The organism is Phenylobacterium sp. (genome assembly GCF_030693405.1).
Taxonomy (GTDB): Bacteria; Pseudomonadota; Alphaproteobacteria; order Caulobacterales; family Caulobacteraceae; genus Phenylobacterium.
Genome location: NZ_JAUYAW010000072.1, coordinates 133,521 through 155,383 on the forward strand (window position 1 = coordinate 133,521; position 21,863 = coordinate 155,383).

A 21,863-nucleotide genomic window follows, 5' to 3' on the forward strand; every position below is an offset into this window, starting at 1 on the left:
CCGCCATCAGGCGAAGAGGGAGGCGCCGCGCCGCGGGGCTCATGGTCACGCCGACTTCTTGTCGTCGCCGTCGACTTCTTCGAACTCGGCGTCGACCACGTCGTCGCCGCCAGCCTCAGGCTGAGCCTCGCCCGAGGCGCCCTGCTGGGCCGCATACATGGCCTCGCCAAGCTTCATGGAGGCCTGGATCAGGGTCTGGGTCTTGGTCGAGATGGCCTCGGCGTCATCCCCTTCCAGGGCCGACTTCAGATCCGCAAGGGCGGTCTCGATGGCGGTCTTGTCGTCGCCCGAGACCTTGTCCCCGTGCTCGGCCATGGCCTTCTCGGTGGAGTGGACCACCGCCTCGCCCTGGTTCTTGGCCTCGACGACGGCCTTGCGCTTCTCGTCCTCAGCCCGGTTGGACTCGGCTTCCTTGACCATGGCCTCGATGTCGGCGTCCGACAGGCCGCCATTGGCCTGGATGCGGATCGACTGCTCCTTGGCCGTGGCCTTGTCGCGGGCCTGGACGTTGACGATGCCGTTGGCGTCGATGTCGAAGGTGACCTCGACCTGCGGCACGCCGCGGGGCGCGGGCGGGATGCCCACCAGGTCGAACTGACCCAGCAGCTTGTTGTCCGCCGCCATCGGGCGTTCGCCCTGGAAGACCCGGATGGTCACCGCCGACTGGTTGTCGTCGGCCGTGGAGAAGGTCTGCGAGCGCTTGGTCGGGATGGTGGTGTTGCGCTCGATCAGCGGGGTGAACACCCCGCCCAGGGTCTCGATGCCCAGCGTCAGGGGGGTGACGTCCAGTAGCAGGACGTCCTTGACGTCGCCCTGCAGCACGCCGGCCTGGACCGCGGCGCCGAGCGCCACGACCTCGTCGGGGTTCACGCCCTTATGGGGCTCACGGCCAAAGAACTCCTTCACCGCTTCCACGACCTTGGGCATGCGGGTCATGCCGCCGACCAGGATCACTTCGTCGATGTCGGACTTCTTGAGGCCCGCATCCTTCAGCGCCTGGTCGCAGGGGCCGATGGTGCGCGCCACCAGGTCTTCCACCAGGGCTTCCAGCTTGGCGCGGGAGAGCTTGATGTTCAGGTGCAGCGGGCCCGACGCATTCATCGAGATGAAGGGCAGGTTGACCTCGTACTGGGCGGTCGAGGACAGCTCCTTCTTGGCCTTTTCGGCCTCTTCCTTCAGGCGCTGCAGGGCCAGCTTGTCCTTACGCAGATCGACCGAGTTCTCTTTTTTGAACTCGTCGGCCAGGTAGTCGACGATCCGCAGGTCGAAGTCTTCGCCGCCCAGGAAGGTGTCGCCATTGGTGGCCTTCACCTCGAAGACGCCGTCGCCGATCTCCAGGATCGAGACGTCGAAGGTGCCGCCGCCCAGGTCGTAGACGGCGATCTTCTTGCCGTCGTTCTTCTCAAGGCCATAGGCGAGCGCCGCAGCGGTGGGCTCGTTGATGATCCGCAGGACTTCCAGGCCGGCGATCTTGCCGGCGTCCTTGGTCGCCTGACGCTGGGCGTCATTGAAATAGGCCGGGACGGTGATGACCGCCTTTTCGACCTTCTCGCCCAGGTGCTGCTCGGCGGCTTCCTTCATCTTCTGAAGGATGAAGGCCGAGATCTGCTGGGGGGAATAATCCTTGTCGTGGGCGCGGACCCAGGCGTCGCCGCTGGGACCCTTGACGATGTCGTAGGGCACCATGCCCTTGTCCTTCTCCACCGTCGGATCGCTGTACTGGCGGCCAATCAGGCGCTTGATGGCGAAGAGGGTGTTGGAGGGGTTGGTCACCGCCTGGCGCTTGGCCGGCTGGCCGACGAGGCGTTCGCCGTCCTCGAGGATGGCGACCACTGACGGGGTGGTCCGGGCGCCTTCGGCGTTCTCGATCACTTTCGGCGTCTTGCCGTCCATGATGGCCACGCACGAATTGGTGGTGCCGAGGTCGATGCCGATAATCTTGCTCATATCGAGTCCTGCTCGCTCCTTGTTGGCGGACGGCGCGTGGTGGGCCTTCTAGTGAAGCGCCCTGGTTCTTGTCACCGCCCCCGGTCGAAAAAGGGTCTCGGGCGGTTAGCCCAAACAGGGCGCCGCCGTCGAGTCGCGATATGGGGCTCCTGATAGCCGCTACAAGTCCAATGCCCCTAAACTTTCCGGGGTTTATCGGCGTCGAATGTGCTGAATCCCGCCAGAAATGCGCCATAGGCGAGGGCCGGATAGGGGGCGCTGGCGCGGCGGCTCGCCAGGAAGGCGTGCTGCACAACCATGGCCTGTTGCTCGATATTGAGGTCGCCGAAGCTGTGGCCCGACCGCAGGTCATAGGCGTAGGCCTCGGGCCCGTCGCCGCAGCGCAGCTTGGCCCACAACAGGCCGACGCCCTGCTGGGCCTGCCACACATGGGTCAGTTCGTGGACGAAGAGCGCCTGCAGGCCGAGCGCCGCCTGGGAAAAGTCCAGGGCCGCAGCCTTCTGCGGAAAGACCATCAGCCGCGAACCGGCCGCGAAGGCCCGGGGCCAGAGGGGCTGGGACAGAATCCGGATTCGCTGGGGCTCCAGGCGCTCGCCGAACACCTCGCGCCCAAGGGCGGTCTCGCCCTCGGTGAGGGGGCGCAGGCTGAGCGGCTTCATGCGGGCGGGCGGGATCATGATCCCCTATATGGGGCCTGATGGCGCCGCTCTCGCAAACCGGATTTCGACTTTTTCCCGCGGCCCTTGGGCCTGAGGCCCAGGCCGCCCTGCTGGCCGAGGTGATGGCTCGGGCGGTGCGGGCGCCCTTCTACCGGCCGGTCACGCCGGGCGGAAAACCGATGAGCGTGGAGATGACCAATTTCGGGCCCCTCGGCTGGGTCACCGACGCCCGGGGCTATCGCTATCAGCCGACCCATCCGCAGACGGGCGAACCCTGGCCCGACATCCCGCAGGCGCTTCTCGACCTGTGGGGGGAGATGACAGGGGCCAGCGCGCCGCCCGACGCCTGTCTGGTCAATCTCTACGGCGAGGGCGCCCGCATGGGCCTGCACCAGGACAAGGACGAGGCCGACTTCGCCTTTCCGGTGCTGTCGGTCTCCCTGGGCGACACCGCGGTCTTCCGCCTGGGGGGCGCAAGCCGCCGAGATCCGACCGCCTCGGTGCGCCTGGCCTCAGGCGATGTGTGCGTGCTGGCTGGCCCGGCGCGCCTGGCCCATCATGGGATCGACCGGGTGCTGAGCGGCTCCTCGCGTCTGATTCCTGGCGGCGGGCGTATCAACCTCACCCTGCGGCGGGCGGGGCCAGGGCCGGGCTGAAGCCTGGACTCCCCGCAGGCAGACCCGCAGGATCGCGGCAAACCTATAGTGGAGGACGTCCATGACCACGCTCACCCGCCCCGAGGGCACCAAGCCGTCGGACCTCAACCTGTCGCGCCGGGGCCTCGCGGTCGCCGCCCTCGGCGGTTACGCGGTTTTCGCCTTGTCAGCCCAGGCCGAACCCATCAGCACGCCGGAGACCGGCCTGATCACCGAGACGGTTCAGCTTTCGCCAGCCGACGCGCAGATCCCTGCCTACCTCGCCAGGCCTGCGGCTGACGGGACCTATCCGGTGGTGATCGTGGTCTCCGAGATTTTCGGCATTCACGAGTACATCCGCGATGTCTGCCGCCGCCTGGCGCAGCTGGGCTATGTGGCCATGGCGCCAGACTTCTTCGCCCGGGCCGGAGATCCGTCGGGCATGAGCGACTATGCCGAGATCCGCAAGATCGTCGCCACGGCCACCGATCCGCAGGTCATGGGAGACCTCTCGGCCGCCATGGCCTTCCTCAAGGCGCAGACCTATGCCGACGCCGACGCGGCAGCCATCACCGGCTTCTGCTGGGGGGGCAATATCACGTGGCAGGCCTGCCAGCGGCTGAACCTCTTCAAGGCCGGCGTGGCCTGGTACGGCCGCCTGGCCCGGCCCGCCGACGCCCCGGCTGACGAACGCCAGTGGCCCGTGGACATGGCCGCCGATCTTTCGGCCCCGGTGCTGGGCCTCTATGCCGGCAAGGATCAGGGCATTCCGCTGGAACATGTGGATCAGATGCGCGCGGCCCTGACAGCGGCCGGCAAGACCGACAGTGAGATCATCGTCTACCCTGAGTCCCAGCACGGCTTCCATGCCGACTACCGCTCGGCCTATGACGCTGCGGCAGCCAAGGATGGATGGGCTCGCATGCTCGCCCATTTCGCCGCTCACGGCGTCGCGCCCAAGGCGGCATAAAGCCCTTATGGTTCCGCAGGGCTGCGGCTGCGTTTAGGTAAGCCAGACGCATCTGATACGAGAGTCGCAGCCCATGGATCCCGCCCTTCGACAGTTCCTGATCCGGTGGCCCCAGACCCTGGCGGTCGGCGCGATCACGCTCGCGCCGCTCGCCCTGACTGTCTGGGCGCTGTGGCTGCTGGCCAAGCTGGCGGCCCTGCTGGGCGCCCTGGTCATCCGGCCGCTCACCAGCCTGGGCGGCAATGGCGATGAGGGCGGGGTCTTCATCACCATCCTGGAGATCCTCACGGCGCTTGTGATCCTCACGATCGTCGGCGTCCTGGCCCGGGGCGCAGCGGGGCGCGCCTTTGGCAAGGCGGTGGATGATCTGGTGGGGCGCATCCCTGTCGGCCGCACCATCTATTCCTCGGCCCAGAAGCTCATCGCCAGCTTCCAGTCGCCGATGGAAAAGGCCCAGAAGGTGGTGCTGATCGAGTTTCCGTCCGAGGAGATGAAGACGGTCGGCCTGGTCACCCAGATCTTCCGGGCCGCAGATTCCGGCGAGGAGCTGGCGGCGGTCTATGTGCCCACGACGCCCAATCCGACCTCCGGCTATGTGGAGATCGTGCCGGTGGACCGGCTGATCTGGCTGGACTGGACGCTGAACGAAGCCATCCAGTTCATCGTCTCGGCCGGCGTCACCGCGCCTGAGGCGATCAAGTACCGGGAAAAAGGCCGTCCGCCCCTGGCTGATATCCCTGCGCCGCTCGATGCGGACACGCCGCCAGGACCTTGAGGGTCGGAAGTCAGAAGGGCGGCAGGTCGCTCAGCCCGTCGACCAGATCGCCGATGGCGTCCCCGTTCTGGGGCGTGGCCGGGGCCTTAGGCGCGGGGGCCTTGGCCGGTGGCGCCGGGGGCGCCGGGGGGCGGGCGGCCGGGGCCGGCTCGTCGGGGACCTGCAAAGCAGGGACCTGAGGATCGGCCTGGGCGGTCTCCGCCGGGGCGGCGGGCGCCGCAGCCGTCTCGGCGGCAGGTTCCACGGGGGCCTCGGCTGGGCCCTCGGCCGTCAGGGCCTGGGCCTCGGTGGCGGCGACCGGCGCTGCGCCCTCGCCCTCGACCAGGGCTTCACCAGGCAGGCGCCCACCCCGCGGCTCCGCCCCCAGGATGCCCAGGGCGAAGGCGCCGACGGCGCAGGCGAGCAGCACGAGCGCGACGACGCGCAAGACGGGTTGGGGCACGGTCCACATAGGCCGAAACCTAGAGCGCGTTTCTGAAAAGTGGAAACCGGTTTTGCGGTCAGAAGGCGCGCCGTGCGCCCCAGCGCCGCGCGTACAATCATCCTGCGTGCGCCTGACCCGGGCGGTGCTCGGCTGATGGGGTCTGTCGCCTTGAGCGACGGGACCCGGGTAAACGCCTCTTAACCCTCCGCGGCCATAGATGGGCGCCAGTAGTTTTGGAGGCCCCATGGCGCGGGCGGCGCGAAAATCCGGTCTTGAGCTTGGGCTGCATATCGCCCGGCTCGCATGGACCCATCCCCTCGCCGCACGTCTGCGGGGCGGCCTGCTGGCGGCCGCTGGCGTGGCCGTGGCCCTGGCCCTGGCGACCTATAACGCCGCCGATCCGAGCCTGAACGCCGCCACGGGTCATGCGCCGCTCAATGTGCTGGGCGGCCCGGGCGCGGTGATCGCCGATATCGCCATCCAGTCCCTGGGGCTGACGGCGGCCCTGACCGCCCTGATGATGGTGCTGCTGGGCCTTTCGCGCGCCCTGTCGCCTGACCCGGACGCCAATCGAACAGACCTGCGCCTGCGCGCCGCCGTCGGCCTGGCGGGCGTCCTCGCCCTGGCCGCCCTGTTGGCCTGGCCGGCGCCGCCGGCCGTCTGGCCCCTGGCCAAGGGCTTGGGCGGCTTCTGGGGTCATGGGGTCCTGGCTGGCCTGGCCGGCCTGCTGGAGTTCGCCCGTATTCCCGCCCCTCGTCCCCTGGCGGCCCTGAGCCTGGGCCTGGTCGGGGCCGGCGCCCTGGCTTTCGCGCTGGGAGTCCGGCGCCTGAACCTCTCGGCCCTGGCCGAAGGCCTCACCCACGCCCTGACCCCGCGCCCCAGGGTCGAGATCGAGCCTCCGCCTGCCCCGGCCCCGGCCCGGGCCCGCCGTGCGGCCAAGGCCGCTGAGATTGCGCCCCAGGCCCTGGGCCCAGCCCCAGGCGTCGCCCCGCCGGTGATGACCGCCGCCGAACCGGAGCCCGTTGAGCCTGCGTCGGGCCTCAGCATCCGCGCGCCCAAGACCCCGCCGCGGGATTCTTCCCGCGAGAGCCGCGAGAACCAGGGGGTGTTCGACTTTGTCCGTCCCGACGGCTTCTCGCTGCCCGAGTTGTCCATGCTGGCCAAGCCCAAGCCGCGGGCGGCGGCCTTCGACGAGGGCGCCCTGCGCCAGAACGCCCAGCTTCTGGAGGGCGTGCTGGCCGAGTTCGGCGTCCGCGGTCAGATCGATCAGATCCGGCCGGGTCCCGTGGTCACCCTCTATGAGCTGGTGCCTGCGCCTGGCGTGAAGTCCGCCCGCGTTGTGGCGCTGTCGGACGACATCGCCCGCTCCATGTCGGTCGCCGCCTGCCGCGTCGCCGTGGTGCCGGGCCGCAACGCCATCGGCATCGAACTGCCCAATCAGAAGCGCGAGACGGTCTATCTGCGCGACCTGCTGGCCAGCCCCGAATACGAACGCTCGACTCTGGCCCTGCCCATGGCGCTCGGGGAGAACATCGGCGGCGAGCCCTATATCGCCGACCTGTCGAAGATGCCCCACCTGCTGATCGCCGGCACCACCGGCTCGGGCAAGTCGGTGGGGGTCAACGCCATGATCCTGTCGATCCTCTACCGATTGGCGCCGGATCAGTGCCGCTTCATCATGATCGACCCGAAGATGCTGGAGCTGTCGGTCTATGATGGCATTCCGCACCTCTTGGCGCCCGTCGTCACCGATCCGAAGAAGGCCATCGTCGCGCTGAAATGGACCGTGCGCGAGATGGAGGACCGCTACCGCCTGATGTCCAAGATCGGCGTGCGCAATGTCGCCTCCTATAACGAGCGCGCCAAGGAGGCCGCGGCCAAGGGCGAGCACTTTGAGCGCACCGTCCAGACCGGCTTCGATGAGAGCGGCCGGCCGGTCTATGAGAGCGAGCGGATCGATCCCAAGCCCATGCCCTATCTGGTGGTGGTCATCGACGAGGTGGCCGACCTGATGCTGGTGGCCGGCAAGGATGTGGAAGGCGCTGTCCAACGCCTGGCCCAGATGGCCCGGGCCGCCGGCATCCACCTGATCATGGCCACGCAACGGCCGTCGGTGGACGTGATCACCGGCACCATCAAGGCCAACTTCCCGACGCGGATCTCCTTCCAGGTCACCTCCAAGATCGACAGCCGCACCATCCTCGGCGAACAGGGCGGCGAGCAGCTGCTCGGTCAGGGGGACATGCTCTACATGGCCGGGGGTGGGCGCATCACCCGCCTGCACGGCCCCTTCGTCTCCGACGAGGAGGTGGAGGCCGTGGCCAAGTTCCTGCGCGCCCAGGGCGAGCCGCAATATGTGGAGGACGTCACCGCCGGCGGCGATGACGAGGATGGCGGCGGCGATGATTTCGGGGCCGGCGGCGGCTCAGGCGATGATCTCTATGACCGCGCCGTGGCCGTGGTCACCCGCGACGGCAAGGCCTCCACCAGCTATGTGCAGCGCCGCCTGCAGATCGGCTATAACCGCGCGGCCTCGCTCATCGAGCGGATGGAGCAGGAAGGCGTGGTCAGCCCCGCCAACCATGCCGGCAAGCGGGAGATTCTGGTGGGCGCCCCGCCCTGATCGGGGCCTGGCTGCGGCATGATGGAGGGTGGGCGCGCCCGACGAAGTCCGGACGGGGCTTGGGGGGAGAGAAGCGTCTCAGTCTCACGCCCGGCGCGCCCTTGCGCAGGTCCGGCTGAGGTCTTTCGACCGTCGTGGGGGGACGCCGTCCTGCGCCCTCAACAGATTGGATTGCCGGGCGAAAATTCAAGCGCCTGCGACTTTTTGGCGCCCCGGCGGGGGGGAGCCGTCCCTGACCGCATCAATCGCTCGCGCGCGACCGTAGATGAGGTCGAACCCTCTGCCTCCAGGAGCTGACACCCATGGGCGTGAGCATCGTCATCGGCGCAAGCGGCGGCATCGGCGCAGCCCTGGTCGAGCGGCTGGCCGCACGCGCCGAGGCCGCCCCCATTCTGGCCCTGTCGCGCCGCCGCCCAGAAACCCTGCCCCAAGGCGTCAGCTGGGGGCCGATCGACCTGGACGATGAGGCCTCGATCCTTATGGCCGCCGAGGCCCTAGATCCTCATGTGGTCATTGATCGGGTGCTGGTGGCCACCGGGCGGCTGCAGGCGCTCGGCCGGGCGCCGGAGAAGACCTGGCGCCATCTCGACCGGCAAGGACTGCTGGCGGCCTTCGCCGACAATGCGGTGGGGCCAGCGCTGGTGGCCAAACACTTCCTGCCGCGCCTGCCCCGGGATCAGAGGAGCGTCTTTGCCGCCCTCTCGGCCAAGGTGGGCAGCATCGGGGATAATCGCCTGGGGGGCTGGTACGGCTATCGCGCCTCCAAGGCCGCGCTCAACCAGCTGATCCACACCCTGGCCATCGAGTTGGCCCGCCAGCGGCCCCAGGCCATCTGCGTGGCCCTGCATCCGGGCACAGTGGATACGGGCCTGTCGGCGCCGTTCCAGGGGGGCGTCAGCGCCGAGAAGCTCTTCAGCCGCGAGCTGGCGGCCACACAGCTTCTGTCCGTCATCGACGGGCTGAACCCGGCCGACAGCGGCGGTTTCTTCGCCTGGGACGGCGCGGCCATCCCGTGGTGAGGCGTCTGATCCTCGTGCTCGGCGACCAGCTGTCGCCGCCGCACAGGCTGTCCAGCCTCCGTGACGCTGAGCCTGGCCAGGACGTGGTTCTGATGGCCGAGGTGGGTGACGAGATCACCTATGCGCCGCACCATCGTCAGAAGCTGGTCATGGTCTTCTCCGCCATGCGCCAGCACGCCGAGGTCCTGCGGGGCCTGGGCTTCGAGGTGCGCTACGTCCGCCACGACGCGCTGGGCAACAGCGGCACTCTGACGGGTGAACTGCGCCGCGCGGCTGATGACCTGCGGCCCGGAGAGATCTGGCTCACTCGCTCCGGGGAGTGGCGCCTGGAGCGGGCCTTCGATGACCTGGAGGTGAGCCTGCCCGCGCCGCTCCGCCGGCTGGCCGATGATCGCTACCTCTGCGACGCCGAGACCTTCGAACGCTGGGCCAGGGGGCGGCGGGAGCTCCGCATGGAGTTCTTCTATCGCGACATGCGCCGTCGGTACGGGATCCTCATGGACGGCGATCAGCCGGCCGGCGGGCGCTGGAACTTCGACGCTGAAAACCGCCGACGGCTGCCCAAGGGGGTCCGGCCGCCGGAGCGGCTGATCATCTCACCCAATGGGGTGACGCAAGAGCTGATCGCCGAGATCGCGGCGCTGTGGCCGGACGGGTTTGGCGAGCTCGAGGCCTTCGGCTGGGCGACCAATGGGCAGGAGGCCGAACGCCTGGCCGACCACTTCTTCGCCGACATTCTTCCGGGCTTCGGTGATCACCAGGACGCCATGGCCCGGGGGGAGCCCTGGCTCTGGCATGGCCGGCTCTCAGCGGCCCTGAACCTTGGCCTGCTCGATCCGCTGGATCTGTGCCGCCGGGCCGAGGCGCAATGGCGGGCGGGGCGGGCGCCGCTGAACGCGGTGGAGGGGTTCATCCGCCAGATCCTCGGCTGGCGGGAGTTCGTGCGCGGAATCTACTGGCTGAAGATGCCGGACTATCTGGAGACCAATGCGCTGGGCGCCGCCAACCGCCTGCCGGACTTCTACTGGACCGGCGAGACCGACATGGCCTGCGTGGCCGCGGTGGTGGCCGAGACGAGGGCCCACGCCTACGCCCACCATATCCAGAGGCTGATGGTCACCGGCAATCTCGCCATGCTGCTGGGGGTCGCGCCGACCGAGATCAACGCCTGGTATCTGGGGGTCTATGCCGACGCCTATGAGTGGGTGGAGGCGCCCAACACCCACGGCATGGCCACCTATGCCGATGGCGGGCTGATGGGCTCCAAGCCCTATGCGGCCAGCGGGGCCTATATCAACCGGATGAGCGATTACTGCGCCACCTGCGCCTATGAGGTGAAGGACCGCCTGGGCGAGCGGGCCTGTCCCTTCAACAGCCTCTATTGGGACTTCCTCGATCGGAACGCCCCTCGGCTGGACGCCAATCCACGCATGGCGCTGCCCTACAAGACTCTGGCCCGCCTGGACGCGGCCGAACGGGAAGCGATCGCCGCCCGTGCCGCTCAGCTACGCCTGGCGTTTGGTGCGACGCCGGTTCAGGCCGAGGGGCGCGTCAGCACATAGAGGGCGCAGAAGGTCAGGACGACGCCAACCCCCATCGGGACCCAAGGATTGGCGGCGGTGAGCATCACCACCACCAGGCTCAGCCCCATGCCGATCACCGCCGCCAGCTTGGCCCGGGGCGGGATCGCCCCATGCCGGTCCCAGGCCCGCAGGGTGGGGCCGAACCGCTTGTGGGCGTAGAGTCGGGCGCGCAGCTTGGGCGCGCTCTTGCCGAACGCCCAGGCGGCGATGATCAGGAAGATGGTGGTGGGCAGGAGCGGCAGGAAGGCCCCGACTATGCCAAGCCCCAGCGCTGCGAACCCGAGGGCCCGGTAGAAGAGGGCGGATACAGGCGCGATCGCAGGCGGCGCCTGCGACTCATCCTCGGGTGCTGCTGCGGGATCGCTCGGCGCCGACATGGGGCGAGCATGCCACAGGTCTTGCGAAAGGGTCGCAGAAAAGAGGCGAGCCTCAGCCGCGCATCAGGGTCGGTTCGAATCGGATCAGCGCCTCGGCCACCTGGGCGTCGGGCGCCAGGTTGCGGATCACGGCGGCCAGTCCGCGGCTGATCTCCCGCTGACGGACGCTATCGACGCCCTCGAGCGCCTGGCGATTGAAGGCGAGCAGCTGATCCACGGCCTGATCGTATATGGCCTGGCCGTGGGATGTCAGGGAGAGGTGGACCTGCCGACGATCGGCCGCAGGCGTGGTGCGCGTCATCAGATCGCGGCGCACAAGCTGATCGACGCTGCGGGTCAGGGTGGTGCGATCCACGGCCGTAAAGGCCGCCAGATCCGACATTGAGCAGACGCCGAACCGGCGGACCGTGGAGATGGCGCGCCATTGCCCCAGGGTGAGTTCCAGCGGGGCCAGGGCCCGCTCGAACGCCGCGTCACGGCGTCGCACCGCCTGAAACAGCAGATAGAAAAAGTACTCCGGCACATCGAGGCCGAACTCCGCCTCAGCGTCGACGGATCGAAGTGCAGCTACGGTTTCAGTCATATAACGAAGATCTCCGCGGCGCAGAGAGCACAGGTTCGCGCACAAGCACAAGTCGTGTCTGCAACTAGTGCAAACGCACGTACATGTTGACAGTCCATCTGCCCGCCCCTAGTCAGCGCCCACAGTCACACGACGCCGTTATGCGGTCGCAGCGCGATGGGCCTCCCCGCCGCGCGCGATCGGCGGCCGCCAGCATTATCAGAGGTTTCCATGGGTGGACCGCCAGAGGCGGGCCTCGACGACCTTCGTCGTCAGCTTGTCGAACTGCAGAGCGACGTAAAGCGGCTCACCGCCTATGGGCGCGCCGTCGCCACCGCCGTGGCGACCCTGTCTCCTGCCGCCCAGTCCGCCCTGGTCCAGGCCCTGGGGCGCGATGAGCTGCCTTTTGGCGATGATGCCCAAGGCGATCTTTTCGAGTCCTCGGGTCGTGTTCAGGCGCTCGGTCGCTCCGAGGCGGCCCTGGCGCGGGACCTGGAGCGGGCCCTCGTGGCCCATGCGGCGGAGCTGGATGAAGATCAGGCTGGAGAACAGGGCCGTTGGGCCCGGGGCTGACGCGCCTTCAGATATTCAGACGCCAGAGAGCCTCGATCAGCTCGGCCGGTTCGAAGGGTTTGACGATCCATCCGGCGACGCCTGCGGCCCGTCCACGGGCCATTTTGGACTCTGCATCCTCACTCGACACGATCATCACCGGAACCTCGGCGAAGGCTGGCCGCGAGCGAATTTCGGTCAGGAGCGCAAAGCCGTCCATCCGGGGCATGTTGAGGTCGGTCAGGACGACGTCGGGCCGGCGGCTGGCCATGATCGCCAGGGCGCTCGCCCCATCCTCGGCCACCCATACTTCATAACCCACCGCGCTCAGGACATCCTCCAGCAGGAGCCGGATGACCGGGGAGTCATCGACCACCAGCACCCGGGTGGGTCCGCGCACCTGTTGGGGCGCCCGTCGCGCCTCAGGACCGGACATGCGCATCGCCTGAAGTGCATGAGCGGCCTGCATGGTCGGCTAAGGTTCCACAGAGTGACAGGAGGAGAGCCCCTCGCATCCATCCCATTCGCAGAAGCGACGAAAGATACGGTTAAAGACGAGAAAATTCTCCATTAAGAGAATTTGCGGGCGCGAGCAAGGTGCTGCGCTGCAGCAAACTTGGCCGCCGAACGGCCCTGGCCCCTAGCTTAGACCGGCCAGGACGTCGCAGGCGTTGCTGGAAAAGTCCTTATCATCGCACTCGGCCCGCAGAACCTGCCGGGCGCGGGCAAGGTCAGGCGCGCCCCCCACGCCTTTTATCAGCATGTCGGCATAGGCGACGCAGCCCCAGCCTGAGTCGCAGACGAACCGCTCCAGGGCCCTCGCCAGGGGCAGGTCAGCGGTGATATCGCCCCGCCGATGCATGCCCGCCAGCGATCGGCAGCCCGGCGGATAGGCCACCTGGCAGGCGAGGCTGTAGGCGTCCGCGGCATCCGCCACGTTCTTGGTGATGGCCGATCCCGAACGCAGGGCGTCGCCAACCTCATCGCATCCCGCGCCGTCCCCCAGGACGCAGGCGCGAAGATAGAGATCGAGCGCCCTTTGAGGATCGACCGGCATATTCTGGAACCCGTGCTTCCATTCCCAGGCGGCGCGCGCGCAGGCCCTGGCCACCCCGCCATCGCAGGCCTCGGTCAGCATCGCCTTCTTCCGGCTCAGCGGCGTGCCCGCCGGCAGCCGATGCGCCTCCTTGAAGGTCTGCAGGGCCACCCGGTAGGCGGAGGCCAGAGCGTAGTCGACCGCGCCGATTTCGTAGAGCTCTTCGCAATAGTCGAACTCATTGGTCAGGCAGGTGCGGCCCGCGATGATCAGCAACATTTCATCGGTGTTCAGTGGGATCAGGTCTTCCTGCATCATCATCATCGCCAAGGCGTCGCAGGCCTCGCCGTCTCCGATGTCGCAGGCCCGGGCGTAAAGATAGGCCGCGCGGGCTGGCTTTTGCGGACCGCCCTCTCCCTCCGCGTACATGTCGCCCAACATCAGGCACGCGCTGGCTTCGGAGGCTGCGCTCCAGGAGATGTTGACGACGCAGGCCTTGGCGAAGAGTTGGCGCGCGCGTCGACGATCGGCCGGCCCGCCCACGCCGTCAGCGACCATGGTGGCGAGCATCGTGCAGCCGCTCAGATGGCCGCCCTCGCAGGCGCGCTCAAACTCCCGCCGCGCCGTCACATTATCTGACCGCATCACGGCCTGCTGTCCGGCGCGGAAGTTGGCCTCGGCCTGCGGGGTGGCGGCGGAGGCGGGATGCGCCAGGAGCAGGCTCAGGGCGAGCGCGGCTACGGCCAATAGAGCAGACAGTGGCATGCGCCCTCCCCAGGGAATTGAGCCCACTGCCGAAGTTCCTTTGGGAACAGGCGTTTGGCAAGTCCGGAGGACCAGCTTCGCAACGCGAATCGTCTGCCAAGAGCAGGTGCAACGTCAGGTATTGGGCGGCCCTCTGCTCGCCCGGGATCGCAGCTAATATTGAGCGATGTCCTCGCCCTGATGGACCAGAAGCGCCCTGGCCGGCCCGTCGCCTCCAGTGGTCAGGCCAAACCCCATCTGGCCATCAAAATAGACACTGTCGCCCTGGCCGAGCGACAGGGGAGCGTAGGCATCGGAATGCATGACGATCTGACCCGAAAGCACCATCAGATAGGCTTCCCCCGATGCGCGGAGCAGCCCGCCGACAGGCTGGTTGTTGACCACTTCGAAGACCACCGGCGTAAAGGTCCGGCGAAGCAGGTCGGTGGCGCCGGCCAGACCGGTCAGTCCTCCGAAGTCACGGGGCTCGCCCTCGCCCGCACGGATCACAGCGCGTCGCGCGGCCTGGGCTGGGGCCGGCTCGCTGAGCGGATCTGGCCGAAGGAGGTGGTCGATCTCCACATCGAGCGCGCGGCAGAGGCGGATCAACACCTCGTAGCCGAGAGAGGTCTGCCCCAGCTCCACCTTGGACAGGCTCGACAGGGGCACGCCCGACCGAATGCTGAGGTCGGCCAGGGTCCAGCCCCGGTCCCGACGCAACCGTCGGATCGCGGCGCCGGCCGCCGCAGACAGGCGGTGGGTCATCAGGCGATCTTGCACGGCCAAAGGACGGACAAACGGCGGCTCCCCAGCGAGGCGGCCATGCTTAAGCCTGATGAACCGCCAAGGCCAAGCGCAGTTGCTCGGCCATCATGGTTTTCAGCCGTTGAGGGCCCAGAATCTCCACCTTGTCGCCCCAGCTGAACAGATGCCAGGCGAGCTCCCGCATCCCGCTGGCGCGGAAGGTGATCAGCACCGAACCATCGGGCTGGGGGGTGATCTCCTGGGTGGAGTGGAACCGCCAGCCCAGGGCCTCTTCCGCCCCATGGGGCCTGACGCGCAGCCGCACGTCCTCCACCTCGTCCTGGTAGATGCCGAAGCTACGGTCCACGAAGGCGGCGAGGGAAAAATCGGCCGGCGGCGCAGCGGGCCGGTCGAGCAGCTCCACCTCCGCCAGCCTGTCCAACCGCCAGGTGCGCGGCGCGCCGGCCTCGCCTTCAGCAGCCAGCAGGTAGTTGCTGCGCCCGAACAGCAGGCCAAGCGGCGTCACTTCCCGGCGGCGTCCCGGCGTGCTGCCGCCCAGATAGACGAAGGCCAGCTGGCGCAGGCTGAGCAGCGCCTCACGCACCTGACGCAGGACGGTTTCATCCTCGAAGGGGCGGGGGCCGGGCGCCAGGGCGATGGCCTCGGCCTGCAGCATCGCCTCGAGGTCCGGGGCCAGGCGCCGGCGCGCCGGGGCCCGCATGGCCGACAGCACCTTGGTTTCGAGCCGGGCCAGGGCCGCGGCCCGCCCCCGGGCGCCTGAGGCCCGAAACTGCTCGGCGGCGGCGCGCAGGGCGCCCAGCTCCTCGGCGTCGGGGGTTTGGAACAGGGCGTCGAGGCCTGCGGGAATGCGGAACCGACGGGTGGGCGGGTCCTCGATCTCCTCGAACTGTGGGAAGAGGTCGCGCAAGGCGTCGCGCATCCGCTCGGCGGTGCGTCGACCGACGCCGATCTCCTGCGCCATCTCATCCAGGGTCAGACCCTCGGCCGTACTGGCCAGGGCGCGGGCGAGCTCGAGCAGCAGGGCGGCCTTCTCGTGGCGCATCGGATTCTCCTGCGTCCGATTCTGACGCATCCCCCCTCTAGGGTCCAGGGTGTCGAGAGGAAACGGAGACACCCCATGCGCGCCGCCCGCACCCCATCCCGCCGTCGGTCCAGCGCCGCCGCCCCGCTGCTGGACCTCGCCCCCCGTCCCGAGGCGCCGGGCGCCGACCTGATCGCCGCGGTCCTGACCCATGCTGACCTGGAGACTCGCCTGACACCCCGCCGGGTGCGCCGGTCCCTGTCGCCCTATCGCGCCGCCGAGCTGCGCGAGGCCGGGCGGCTAAACGCCGCCGAGGCCGCCCGCAGCCTCGACCTGGCCGTCATCTGGGATGAGGCCGAAGCCGAGGTGGTGCGGGTGATCGACGACGCGCCGCTTCGCCACAAGGCTCAGTCAGGTCCCGACTGGTGGGAGGACGCCTGGGACGATGAAGACCTCTGGCAGGCGCCGGCCGCCCGGCCGGTTCTGCGGACCGTTCAGGGGGGGCGTCGATGAGCCCGTCGCGCTGGATGTTCCCGCCCACCCTGTTCCAGGCCCGGATGCCGGGCGCGGCCCCGGCTCAGTTTCGCCGCCGCCTTGACCCGCCCCCCGCGGCGGTTCAAGGGGCCGGCCATGTCGAAAGCCACCCCCGCCACCCGCGCCCTTGACCGCGCCGGCGTCGCCTACGCCCTGCATGTCTACGACTATGCCCCGGCGCCGGGGAAGATTGGCCTGCAGGCCGCCACGGCCCTTGGGGTTGATCCGGGGCAGGTGCTCAAGACCCTGATGGTGCTTGTGGATGGCCAGGCCCTGTGCGCCGTGGTGCCATCCGACCGGGACGCGTCCTTGAAGCGGCTCGCCCAGGCGGTCGGCGGCAAGGCCGCCCAGATGATGCCGCCTGACGCCGCCGAACGCGCCACCGGCTACAGGGTCGGCGGCATCAGCCCCCTGGGCCAGCGCCACCCCGCGCCCGTGCTGGTGGAAGCCTGCGCCCTCGACCTCGCCCAGGTGTTCGTCAACGGCGGCCAGCGGGGCCTGCAGATCCGCCTGGCGCCGCGCGACCTGATCACGGCGTCGGACGCCCGGACCGCCTCTTTCACCTGACGCAACGGCGCCGAAGCAAAGGCTTTGGCGACGTAGCGTCAACGGGCGTAGGTTACCGATGTTCACTCGTCATCCCGGAGGGCAGATGGGTACGACGGCGACCACCTCGGCGGTGCTGGCGCGGCGACGCAGCTATCATGTGGGCAATGTCCGCTCGCAGCTGTCGTCTGCGGCCAGCGCGCTCCTGGAGACAGAAGGCGCCTCGGCGCTCAGCCTGCGGGCGATCGCCCGGCGGACCGGCGTCGCCCTGGGCACGGTCTATTACCACTATGCCGACAAGCACGCCCTCCTGGCCGGTCTGGCGGCTGAAGGGTTCCGCGATCTCGCCGCGCAACTGCGGGCCGCCACCGACGGCCGGGGTGAGGTCAGCGGAATTCGAGCCGCCGGTATGGCCTATCTCGGCTTCGTCCGGGCGCGCCCGGCCCTCTATGGACTGATGTACGAAATGCGCGATGTCGGCCGCAGGGAAGAGGTGGAAGAGGCGGAGACCGCCGCCTTCGCCGAGATGATCCGCGCCGCGGGAGAAGACTTCAAATCCACCGCCCAGCCGGAGGCGATCCGGCAGGTCGCCCAGGCGATCTGGGCCTGCGCCCGGGGAATCGCCGCCCTGGCCCTGGCCCGCGGCGGCCCTGGTCGGCTGGACAGCGAGACGGTCCGCGAGGCGGTTCTTGGCCTGGAAACCCTGGTCTCCCGACCCTGAATTCGCCTGTAACGGGCGCTGGCGCCCCCTAATGAATTTTCGCCTATCCGAACAGTGTTCGACTGTTCCAGCTTGATCCTTATCAACTTCGCACGACGGGCCAATCAAGAGCCTGCGGCGGCTGGGAGGAAAACAATGACCAACATCCTGCGCTTGCGCAGCCTATTCATCATGGGCGCCTCTACCGCGGCGATCGCCGCAGCGACGCCAGCCTTGGCCCAGCAGGCCACCATGCTTGAGGAGCTCGTCGTCACCGCCGAGCGCCGCGATCAGAGCCTGCAGGATGTGCCCGTCGCCGTGACGGCCTACACCAGCGAGCGGCGCGACCTTCTAGGGATCGCCACGGTCGAGGACCTGGCCCGCAACTCGCCTAGCGTGGCCTACACCAACAATGACCGTCTCTCGATCCGGGGCTTCGGTCGCCTGACCAACGCCATCGGCACCGACCCGTCGGTGGCCCTCTATTCCGACGGCATCTTCTCCAACTCGATGGCGGACTCCTCGACCCCGTCCCTGTTCATCGAGCGGACCGAAATCCTGCGCGGCCCCCAGGGCACCCTGTATGGCCGTAACTCTGTCGGCGGCGCCCTGAACATCATCGGCAAGCGGCCCGCCTATGAGTTCGAAGGCGAGTTCCGCGGCGCGGTGGGCAACTACGGCACCTGGCAGACCGACCTGCTGATGAGCGGCCCGGTGACCGAGGGCCTCCGTTTCCTGGTCGGCGGCTCCCTGCAGCGTCGGGAAGAGGGCTTCATCGAGAACGTCGGCCCGGCCGGCGACACCAGCGCGGTGAAGCGCTGGATGTTCGAGGCGCAGGTCGAGGCCGACCTGGGCGAGAACATCGTGGCGCGCCTGCGCTACACCAAGTTCGACTGGGACGACTCCTACGGCGTCGGCAACGTGCATGAGGCGGTGATCTCGCCCTACGACACCACCTCGATCACCGGTCTGGGCAACTCGGCCCTCTACTACAACCCGACCTTCGGCTTCGCCGGGATCAATCCGAGCACGGCCGATGAGTACCGGATCAACACCAACCAGACCAACGAGGGCAAGCTCAGCGACCACAATCGCCTGCACTTCGACCTGACCTGGGATCTCGGCGGCGCGACCCTGAAGTACCTCGCCGGCTATCAGGAGTATGTCTACAACACCAACGGCGACGAGGACCGCTCGGCCCGGACCGGCAACTACAGCATCCCGGCCGCGACGCCGTTTGGCGCCTATACGGCGACCAATGTCTCACCGAACCAGCGCTTCTTCTACGAAGAGGATCAGAAGTGGTGGTCGAACGAGATCAACCTGTCGTCCAATTCCGACGGCCCGCTGCAGTGGATCACCGGCCTCTACCAGTATCACCAGAACTACTCGCAGCCCCAGGGCCTGCGGGTCCTCGGCGATCCGGCGATGCTGTCCCCGCTGAACCTGGCGACGGGCGGCGCGGCTCCCCCGAACCCGAATGGCAATTATCTGTTTGTGGACGGGACGCTTGAGGTCGATTCCTACGCCGTGTTCGGTCAGGTCGACTACGATTTGAACGAGCAGTGGACCCTGACGGCTGGCCTGCGCTGGTCCAAGGACGAGAAGACCGGCACTGACTTCGCCCGCTACGTCTCACGGACCAACACCACCACCACGGTTCTGGCGGCTGGCGGCGTCCCCGCCGCCGTGGGTCAGGGCCTGGCGGTCGACTTCACCACCTTCGTGGTCTGTGGCGGGCCGACCATCGCCACCTGCCTGGCCAATCCGCTCTACAGCAACCTGCGGGCGGCGCCCGGCGGCGGGCTTGTGCGGGACCTGAACGCCGAATACGACGCCTTCACCGGCACCCTCGGCGTGCAGTGGCAGCCCGACGTCGACACCAACGCCTACCTTCGCTACAGCCGCGGCTACAAGTCGGGCGGGTGGCTGGCCTCCAACGGCCTGACGCCCTTCCCCTATGCTGACGCTGAGTATGTGGACAACTACGAGCTGGGTCTGAAGAAGACCTGGGGCGGGGTGTTCCAGCTCAACACGGCCCTGTTCTACGCCGACTATCAGGGCTTCCAGGCCCCGCTCACCGTGGTTCTGAACTCTACCACAGGGTCCACGGGCACCCAGTTCCTCAATCTGGAGGCCCGCAACTGGGGTCTCGAGGTCGAAGGTCAGTGGGCCCCGGTCCAGGGCCTGCAGCTGTTCGGCAGCTATGCCTATATCAACGCCGAGATCACCGAAGGCTGCTGCTACGTGGACACCAATGATCCGCGGGCGCTCCAGGCCAACTCCCGCCCGGTGGGCGCGCCGCTGGCCAATGGCAGCCGTAATCAGAGCCTGGTGGGCAGCCGTCTTCCCATGACCCCGGAACACAAGGTCAATTTGGGCGGCAACTACACCATGGACTTCACGCCCGGCAGCCTGACGCTGGGGGTGACCTACACCTATACCGATGACATGCAGACCGGCGTGTTCGGCTCGCCGCGCTACACCGCGCCGTCGAACGAAAATATCGACCTGCGGGCCCTCTGGAAGGATGTCGAGGATCGCTTCACGATCATCGGCTATGTGAAGAACGCCACCGATGAGGTTGCCTATCAGAGCTCGACTCCGTCGGCTGTCACCGGAATTGGCACCTTCCGTCAGACGGTGAAGCTCAACTTCCCCCGCACCTTCGGGGTGGAGCTGCAGTACCGCTTCTAAGCCCGATCAGGCTTGGATCAGCATTGAGGGCGGCGCGGGATTTCCGCGCCGCCCTTTTCTGTCTGCCCACGGTGGTCTGCTGGCCTCAGGCTTCGCTCGACACACGCGCATAGTCCACTTGGATCATGCGCCCCCCGACCAACCCGTGGTGGAGCAGGTGCGACAGTTTCGCACACGCTTTCACAGGGGTTCTTCATCATGCGATTGATCGCAGCCGGTCTCTTTACCTCCATCGTTCTGGCGGTCTCGGCGCCGGCGAGCGTCGCGCTCGCCCAGGCGGCCAACAGCACCGTCACACTGACGGACGGCACGCAGGTCGTGACGACCATTCGCGGCCTCAATGACATCACCATCCAGATCAGCGGCGGTCCCGATTTCGGGAACAACCCGGCGACGGTGAACTTCACCAGCGTCGCGCCGGGCGCAGGCGTGATCGATTACCGTGGCACCATCAGCCAGGGCGGAACCACCACGCCGTTCACCTGTCAGGTGAACACCGTGACCCAGGCGGTGACCGGCACCGGCGCCTGCGCGGTGGCCTTCGGGCAACCCTCGACGACGCCGGCCCCGCCGGTCACGCCGCCGACCACCCCCACCCCTCCGACGACGCCGCCAACGACGCCCACCACCCCCACGACGCCGACGACGCCGCCGACCACGCCTACGACCCCCACGACCCCGACCACGCCGCCGGTCATCAATGACGGATCCATCACCGTGACCAATCCGGACGGCTCGGTGGTGCGCCTCTCTGTGCCTGAGCAGGCCCTGATCAGCTTCGCTGAAGCCGACCAGCTGTTCATGGCCCTGATCGGCGACCGCATCGGGGTCGGCAGCCTGGACGGGTTCGTGAACGGTCGCCTTCGCGCCATCGGCATGGCCGCCCTCCAGGCGCAGGCGCCCATGCAGCGCACCGAGCGTGAGGGCTATCGCGGCGCCTCGGCCGGGGCTGGCGCGCCCACCGCCGGCGTCTGGATCAACGCCACCGGGACCTATGTGGAGGACAGCCGGCCGGGCTCGGGCCAGGACGGCTATGGCGGCGCCGTGGCGCTGGGCCTCGATGTCAGCACCGGCGACGTGATCCTCGGCGGCTTCGTCGCCCACAACCAGATCGACCTGGAGGGGACCAACGCCAGCTACAAGTCCGACGGCTGGACCGGCGGCCTCTACGCCAGCTGGTCGCAGGATCCCGCCCTGCGCCTGACCGCCTCGGTGGCCTATGGCGCCTCAGAGGTGGAGTATGGCCGTGTGGCCGGGGCCTTGCGCAGCTTCGGGACCACCGACCGCACCCAGCTGGTGGGCTCGATCTCGGCGGAGTCGCAGTTCGCCCTGGGCGACAACTGGGTTCTGACCCCCGGCGTCGGGGTGTCGGTCTCCTCCTCGGAAACCGACGCCTATCAGGACAACGCCAACCGGCCGATCGCCGGCAATGATGTGGACATGACCGTCCTGTCGGGCGGCGCGTCGCTCTTCTACACCGGCGGGGCCTGGCTGCCCTATGTCTCGGCCAGCCTGAACCACGAGACCGAGGGCGCGCCTGGGGTCGACACCGACTACGGCCTGATCGGGGCGGGCGTGGCCATTCCGGTCTCGGACATGTTCAGCCTGGCCTTCACCGGACAGGTGCTGGTGGGCAAGTCCAACGAGTCCCAGTCGACCTTCGGCGTGACCCTGCGCCGGGCCTTCTGATCTCC

21 protein-coding genes are annotated in these 21,863 nt (G+C 68.2%); 12 read left to right on the forward strand and 9 right to left on the reverse strand.

Annotated features, from left to right (window positions below; genetic code table 11):
* Positions 1–45 precede the first annotated feature (45 nt).
* A complete protein-coding gene (dnaK, locus tag Q8N19_RS15670; protein WP_305592243.1) occupies positions 46–1,947 on the reverse strand; it encodes a molecular chaperone DnaK in 1,902 nt (633 codons plus the stop codon).
* Between the two features lie 176 nt (positions 1,948–2,123).
* Positions 2,124–2,624 (reverse strand): hypothetical protein, encoded by a 501-nt coding sequence (locus Q8N19_RS15675; RefSeq protein WP_305592245.1) that lies wholly within the window; start codon positions 2,622–2,624, stop codon positions 2,124–2,126.
* 20 nt (positions 2,625–2,644) lie between these two features.
* Here Q8N19_RS15675 and Q8N19_RS15680 point away from each other — a divergent pair, with 20 nt between their 5' ends.
* From Q8N19_RS15680 to Q8N19_RS15690, 3 genes are all read left to right on the forward strand, one after another.
* A complete protein-coding gene (locus tag Q8N19_RS15680; protein WP_305592246.1) occupies positions 2,645–3,262 on the forward strand; it encodes an alpha-ketoglutarate-dependent dioxygenase AlkB in 618 nt (205 codons plus the stop codon).
* A 61-nt stretch (positions 3,263–3,323) separates the two neighbouring features.
* A complete protein-coding gene (locus Q8N19_RS15685; RefSeq protein WP_305592248.1) occupies positions 3,324–4,211 on the forward strand; it encodes a dienelactone hydrolase family protein in 888 nt (295 codons plus the stop codon).
* Between the two features lie 73 nt (positions 4,212–4,284).
* Positions 4,285–4,986, forward strand: coding sequence for a DUF502 domain-containing protein (locus tag Q8N19_RS15690; RefSeq protein WP_305592250.1), 702 nt, complete (start codon positions 4,285–4,287; stop codon positions 4,984–4,986).
* A 10-nt stretch (positions 4,987–4,996) separates the two neighbouring features.
* On the opposite strand, the gene Q8N19_RS15695 is transcribed toward Q8N19_RS15690, so the two are convergent.
* A complete protein-coding gene (locus Q8N19_RS15695) occupies positions 4,997–5,437 on the reverse strand; it encodes a hypothetical protein (RefSeq protein WP_305592252.1) in 441 nt (146 codons plus the stop codon).
* Between the two features lie 217 nt (positions 5,438–5,654).
* Here Q8N19_RS15695 and Q8N19_RS15700 point away from each other — a divergent pair, with 217 nt between their 5' ends.
* The 3 genes from Q8N19_RS15700 (at position 5,655) to Q8N19_RS15710 (ending at position 10,614) form a co-directional block, all read left to right on the forward strand.
* Positions 5,655–8,033, forward strand: a complete 2,379-nt coding sequence (locus Q8N19_RS15700) for a DNA translocase FtsK 4TM domain-containing protein (protein ID WP_305592254.1) — start codon at positions 5,655–5,657, stop codon at positions 8,031–8,033.
* 302 nt (positions 8,034–8,335) lie between these two features.
* Positions 8,336–9,052, forward strand: coding sequence for an SDR family NAD(P)-dependent oxidoreductase (locus tag Q8N19_RS15705; protein ID WP_305592256.1), 717 nt, complete (start codon positions 8,336–8,338; stop codon positions 9,050–9,052).
* Entirely contained in the window at positions 9,046–10,614 is a 1,569-nt protein-coding gene (locus Q8N19_RS15710; RefSeq protein WP_305592257.1) for a cryptochrome/photolyase family protein, read from the forward strand. Before Q8N19_RS15705 ends, Q8N19_RS15710 begins: the two co-directional genes overlap by 7 nt.
* On the opposite strand, the gene Q8N19_RS15715 is transcribed toward Q8N19_RS15710, so the two are convergent.
* Together Q8N19_RS15715 and Q8N19_RS15720 are read right to left on the reverse strand one after the other, a co-directional pair.
* On the reverse strand, positions 10,587–11,012 hold the full coding sequence (locus Q8N19_RS15715; RefSeq protein ID WP_305592259.1) for a YbaN family protein: 426 nt from the start codon (positions 11,010–11,012) through the stop codon (positions 10,587–10,589). The genes Q8N19_RS15710 and Q8N19_RS15715 overlap by 28 nt on opposite strands.
* Positions 11,013–11,064: 52 nt before the next feature.
* Positions 11,065–11,595, reverse strand: a complete 531-nt coding sequence (locus Q8N19_RS15720; protein ID WP_305592261.1) for a MarR family winged helix-turn-helix transcriptional regulator — start codon at positions 11,593–11,595, stop codon at positions 11,065–11,067.
* Positions 11,596–11,805: 210 nt separating this feature from the next.
* Here Q8N19_RS15720 and Q8N19_RS15725 point away from each other — a divergent pair, with 210 nt between their 5' ends.
* Complete coding sequence (locus Q8N19_RS15725; RefSeq protein WP_305592262.1) at positions 11,806–12,147, forward strand: hypothetical protein; 342 nt, start codon at positions 11,806–11,808, stop codon at positions 12,145–12,147.
* 7 nt (positions 12,148–12,154) lie between these two features.
* Here Q8N19_RS15725 and Q8N19_RS15730 read toward each other — a convergent pair whose 3' ends face one another.
* The 4 genes from Q8N19_RS15730 to Q8N19_RS15745 form a co-directional block, all read right to left on the reverse strand.
* The gene (locus tag Q8N19_RS15730) at positions 12,155–12,562 is read right to left on the reverse strand and encodes a response regulator (RefSeq protein WP_305592264.1); all 408 of its coding nucleotides are present in this window, start codon (positions 12,560–12,562) and stop codon (positions 12,155–12,157) included.
* Between the two features lie 204 nt (positions 12,563–12,766).
* Complete coding sequence (locus tag Q8N19_RS15735) at positions 12,767–13,927, reverse strand: tetratricopeptide repeat protein (protein WP_305592266.1); 1,161 nt, start codon at positions 13,925–13,927, stop codon at positions 12,767–12,769.
* 153 nt (positions 13,928–14,080) lie between these two features.
* Positions 14,081–14,671: a helix-turn-helix domain-containing protein gene (locus Q8N19_RS15740; RefSeq protein WP_305592268.1), complete on the reverse strand. Its 591-nt coding sequence runs from the start codon at positions 14,669–14,671 to the stop codon at positions 14,081–14,083.
* A 61-nt stretch (positions 14,672–14,732) separates the two neighbouring features.
* A complete protein-coding gene (locus Q8N19_RS15745; protein ID WP_305592270.1) occupies positions 14,733–15,713 on the reverse strand; it encodes a YafY family protein in 981 nt (326 codons plus the stop codon).
* Positions 15,714–15,788: 75 nt separating this feature from the next.
* Here Q8N19_RS15745 and Q8N19_RS15750 point away from each other — a divergent pair, with 75 nt between their 5' ends.
* From Q8N19_RS15750 to Q8N19_RS15770, 5 genes are all read left to right on the forward strand, one after another.
* On the forward strand, positions 15,789–16,205 hold the full coding sequence (locus tag Q8N19_RS15750) for a hypothetical protein (RefSeq protein WP_305592272.1): 417 nt from the start codon (positions 15,789–15,791) through the stop codon (positions 16,203–16,205).
* Positions 16,206–16,322: 117 nt separating this feature from the next.
* Positions 16,323–16,793, forward strand: coding sequence for a Cys-tRNA(Pro) deacylase (gene ybaK / locus Q8N19_RS15755; RefSeq protein ID WP_305592274.1), 471 nt, complete (start codon positions 16,323–16,325; stop codon positions 16,791–16,793).
* Between the two features lie 85 nt (positions 16,794–16,878).
* The gene (locus Q8N19_RS15760) at positions 16,879–17,493 is read left to right on the forward strand and encodes a TetR/AcrR family transcriptional regulator (RefSeq protein WP_305592276.1); all 615 of its coding nucleotides are present in this window, start codon (positions 16,879–16,881) and stop codon (positions 17,491–17,493) included.
* Between the two features lie 135 nt (positions 17,494–17,628).
* The gene (locus Q8N19_RS15765) at positions 17,629–20,169 is read left to right on the forward strand and encodes a TonB-dependent receptor (protein WP_305592278.1); all 2,541 of its coding nucleotides are present in this window, start codon (positions 17,629–17,631) and stop codon (positions 20,167–20,169) included.
* A 198-nt stretch (positions 20,170–20,367) separates the two neighbouring features.
* Entirely contained in the window at positions 20,368–21,858 is a 1,491-nt protein-coding gene (locus tag Q8N19_RS15770) for an autotransporter outer membrane beta-barrel domain-containing protein (protein ID WP_305592280.1), read from the forward strand.
* Positions 21,859–21,863: the final 5 nt, after the last annotated feature.

Excerpts from the sequence above, each read along its gene's own strand:
- dnaK (WP_305592243.1), bottom strand. The coding sequence starts at position 1,947 with ATGAGCAAGATTATCGGCATCGACCTCGGCACCACCAATTCGTGCGTG.
- Q8N19_RS15675 (WP_305592245.1), bottom strand. The coding sequence starts at position 2,624 with ATGATCCCGCCCGCCCGCATGAAGCCGCTCAGCCTGCGCCCCCTCACC.
- Q8N19_RS15680 (WP_305592246.1), top strand. The coding sequence starts at position 2,645 with ATGGCGCCGCTCTCGCAAACCGGATTTCGACTTTTTCCCGCGGCCCTT.
- Q8N19_RS15685 (WP_305592248.1), top strand. The coding sequence starts at position 3,324 with ATGACCACGCTCACCCGCCCCGAGGGCACCAAGCCGTCGGACCTCAAC.
- Q8N19_RS15690 (WP_305592250.1), top strand. The coding sequence starts at position 4,285 with ATGGATCCCGCCCTTCGACAGTTCCTGATCCGGTGGCCCCAGACCCTG.
- Q8N19_RS15695 (WP_305592252.1), bottom strand. The coding sequence starts at position 5,437 with ATGTGGACCGTGCCCCAACCCGTCTTGCGCGTCGTCGCGCTCGTGCTG.
- Q8N19_RS15700 (WP_305592254.1), top strand. The coding sequence starts at position 5,655 with ATGGCGCGGGCGGCGCGAAAATCCGGTCTTGAGCTTGGGCTGCATATC.
- Q8N19_RS15705 (WP_305592256.1), top strand. The coding sequence starts at position 8,336 with ATGGGCGTGAGCATCGTCATCGGCGCAAGCGGCGGCATCGGCGCAGCC.
- Q8N19_RS15715 (WP_305592259.1), bottom strand. The coding sequence starts at position 11,012 with ATGTCGGCGCCGAGCGATCCCGCAGCAGCACCCGAGGATGAGTCGCAG.
- Q8N19_RS15720 (WP_305592261.1), bottom strand. The coding sequence starts at position 11,595 with ATGACTGAAACCGTAGCTGCACTTCGATCCGTCGACGCTGAGGCGGAG.
- Q8N19_RS15725 (WP_305592262.1), top strand. The coding sequence starts at position 11,806 with ATGGGTGGACCGCCAGAGGCGGGCCTCGACGACCTTCGTCGTCAGCTT.
- Q8N19_RS15730 (WP_305592264.1), bottom strand. The coding sequence starts at position 12,562 with ATGTCCGGTCCTGAGGCGCGACGGGCGCCCCAACAGGTGCGCGGACCC.
- Q8N19_RS15735 (WP_305592266.1), bottom strand. The coding sequence starts at position 13,927 with ATGCCACTGTCTGCTCTATTGGCCGTAGCCGCGCTCGCCCTGAGCCTG.
- Q8N19_RS15740 (WP_305592268.1), bottom strand. The coding sequence starts at position 14,671 with ATGACCCACCGCCTGTCTGCGGCGGCCGGCGCCGCGATCCGACGGTTG.
- Q8N19_RS15745 (WP_305592270.1), bottom strand. The coding sequence starts at position 15,713 with ATGCGCCACGAGAAGGCCGCCCTGCTGCTCGAGCTCGCCCGCGCCCTG.
- Q8N19_RS15750 (WP_305592272.1), top strand. The coding sequence starts at position 15,789 with ATGCGCGCCGCCCGCACCCCATCCCGCCGTCGGTCCAGCGCCGCCGCC.
- ybaK (WP_305592274.1), top strand. The coding sequence starts at position 16,323 with ATGTCGAAAGCCACCCCCGCCACCCGCGCCCTTGACCGCGCCGGCGTC.
- Q8N19_RS15760 (WP_305592276.1), top strand. The coding sequence starts at position 16,879 with ATGGGTACGACGGCGACCACCTCGGCGGTGCTGGCGCGGCGACGCAGC.
- Q8N19_RS15765 (WP_305592278.1), top strand. The coding sequence starts at position 17,629 with ATGACCAACATCCTGCGCTTGCGCAGCCTATTCATCATGGGCGCCTCT.
- Q8N19_RS15770 (WP_305592280.1), top strand. The coding sequence starts at position 20,368 with ATGCGATTGATCGCAGCCGGTCTCTTTACCTCCATCGTTCTGGCGGTC.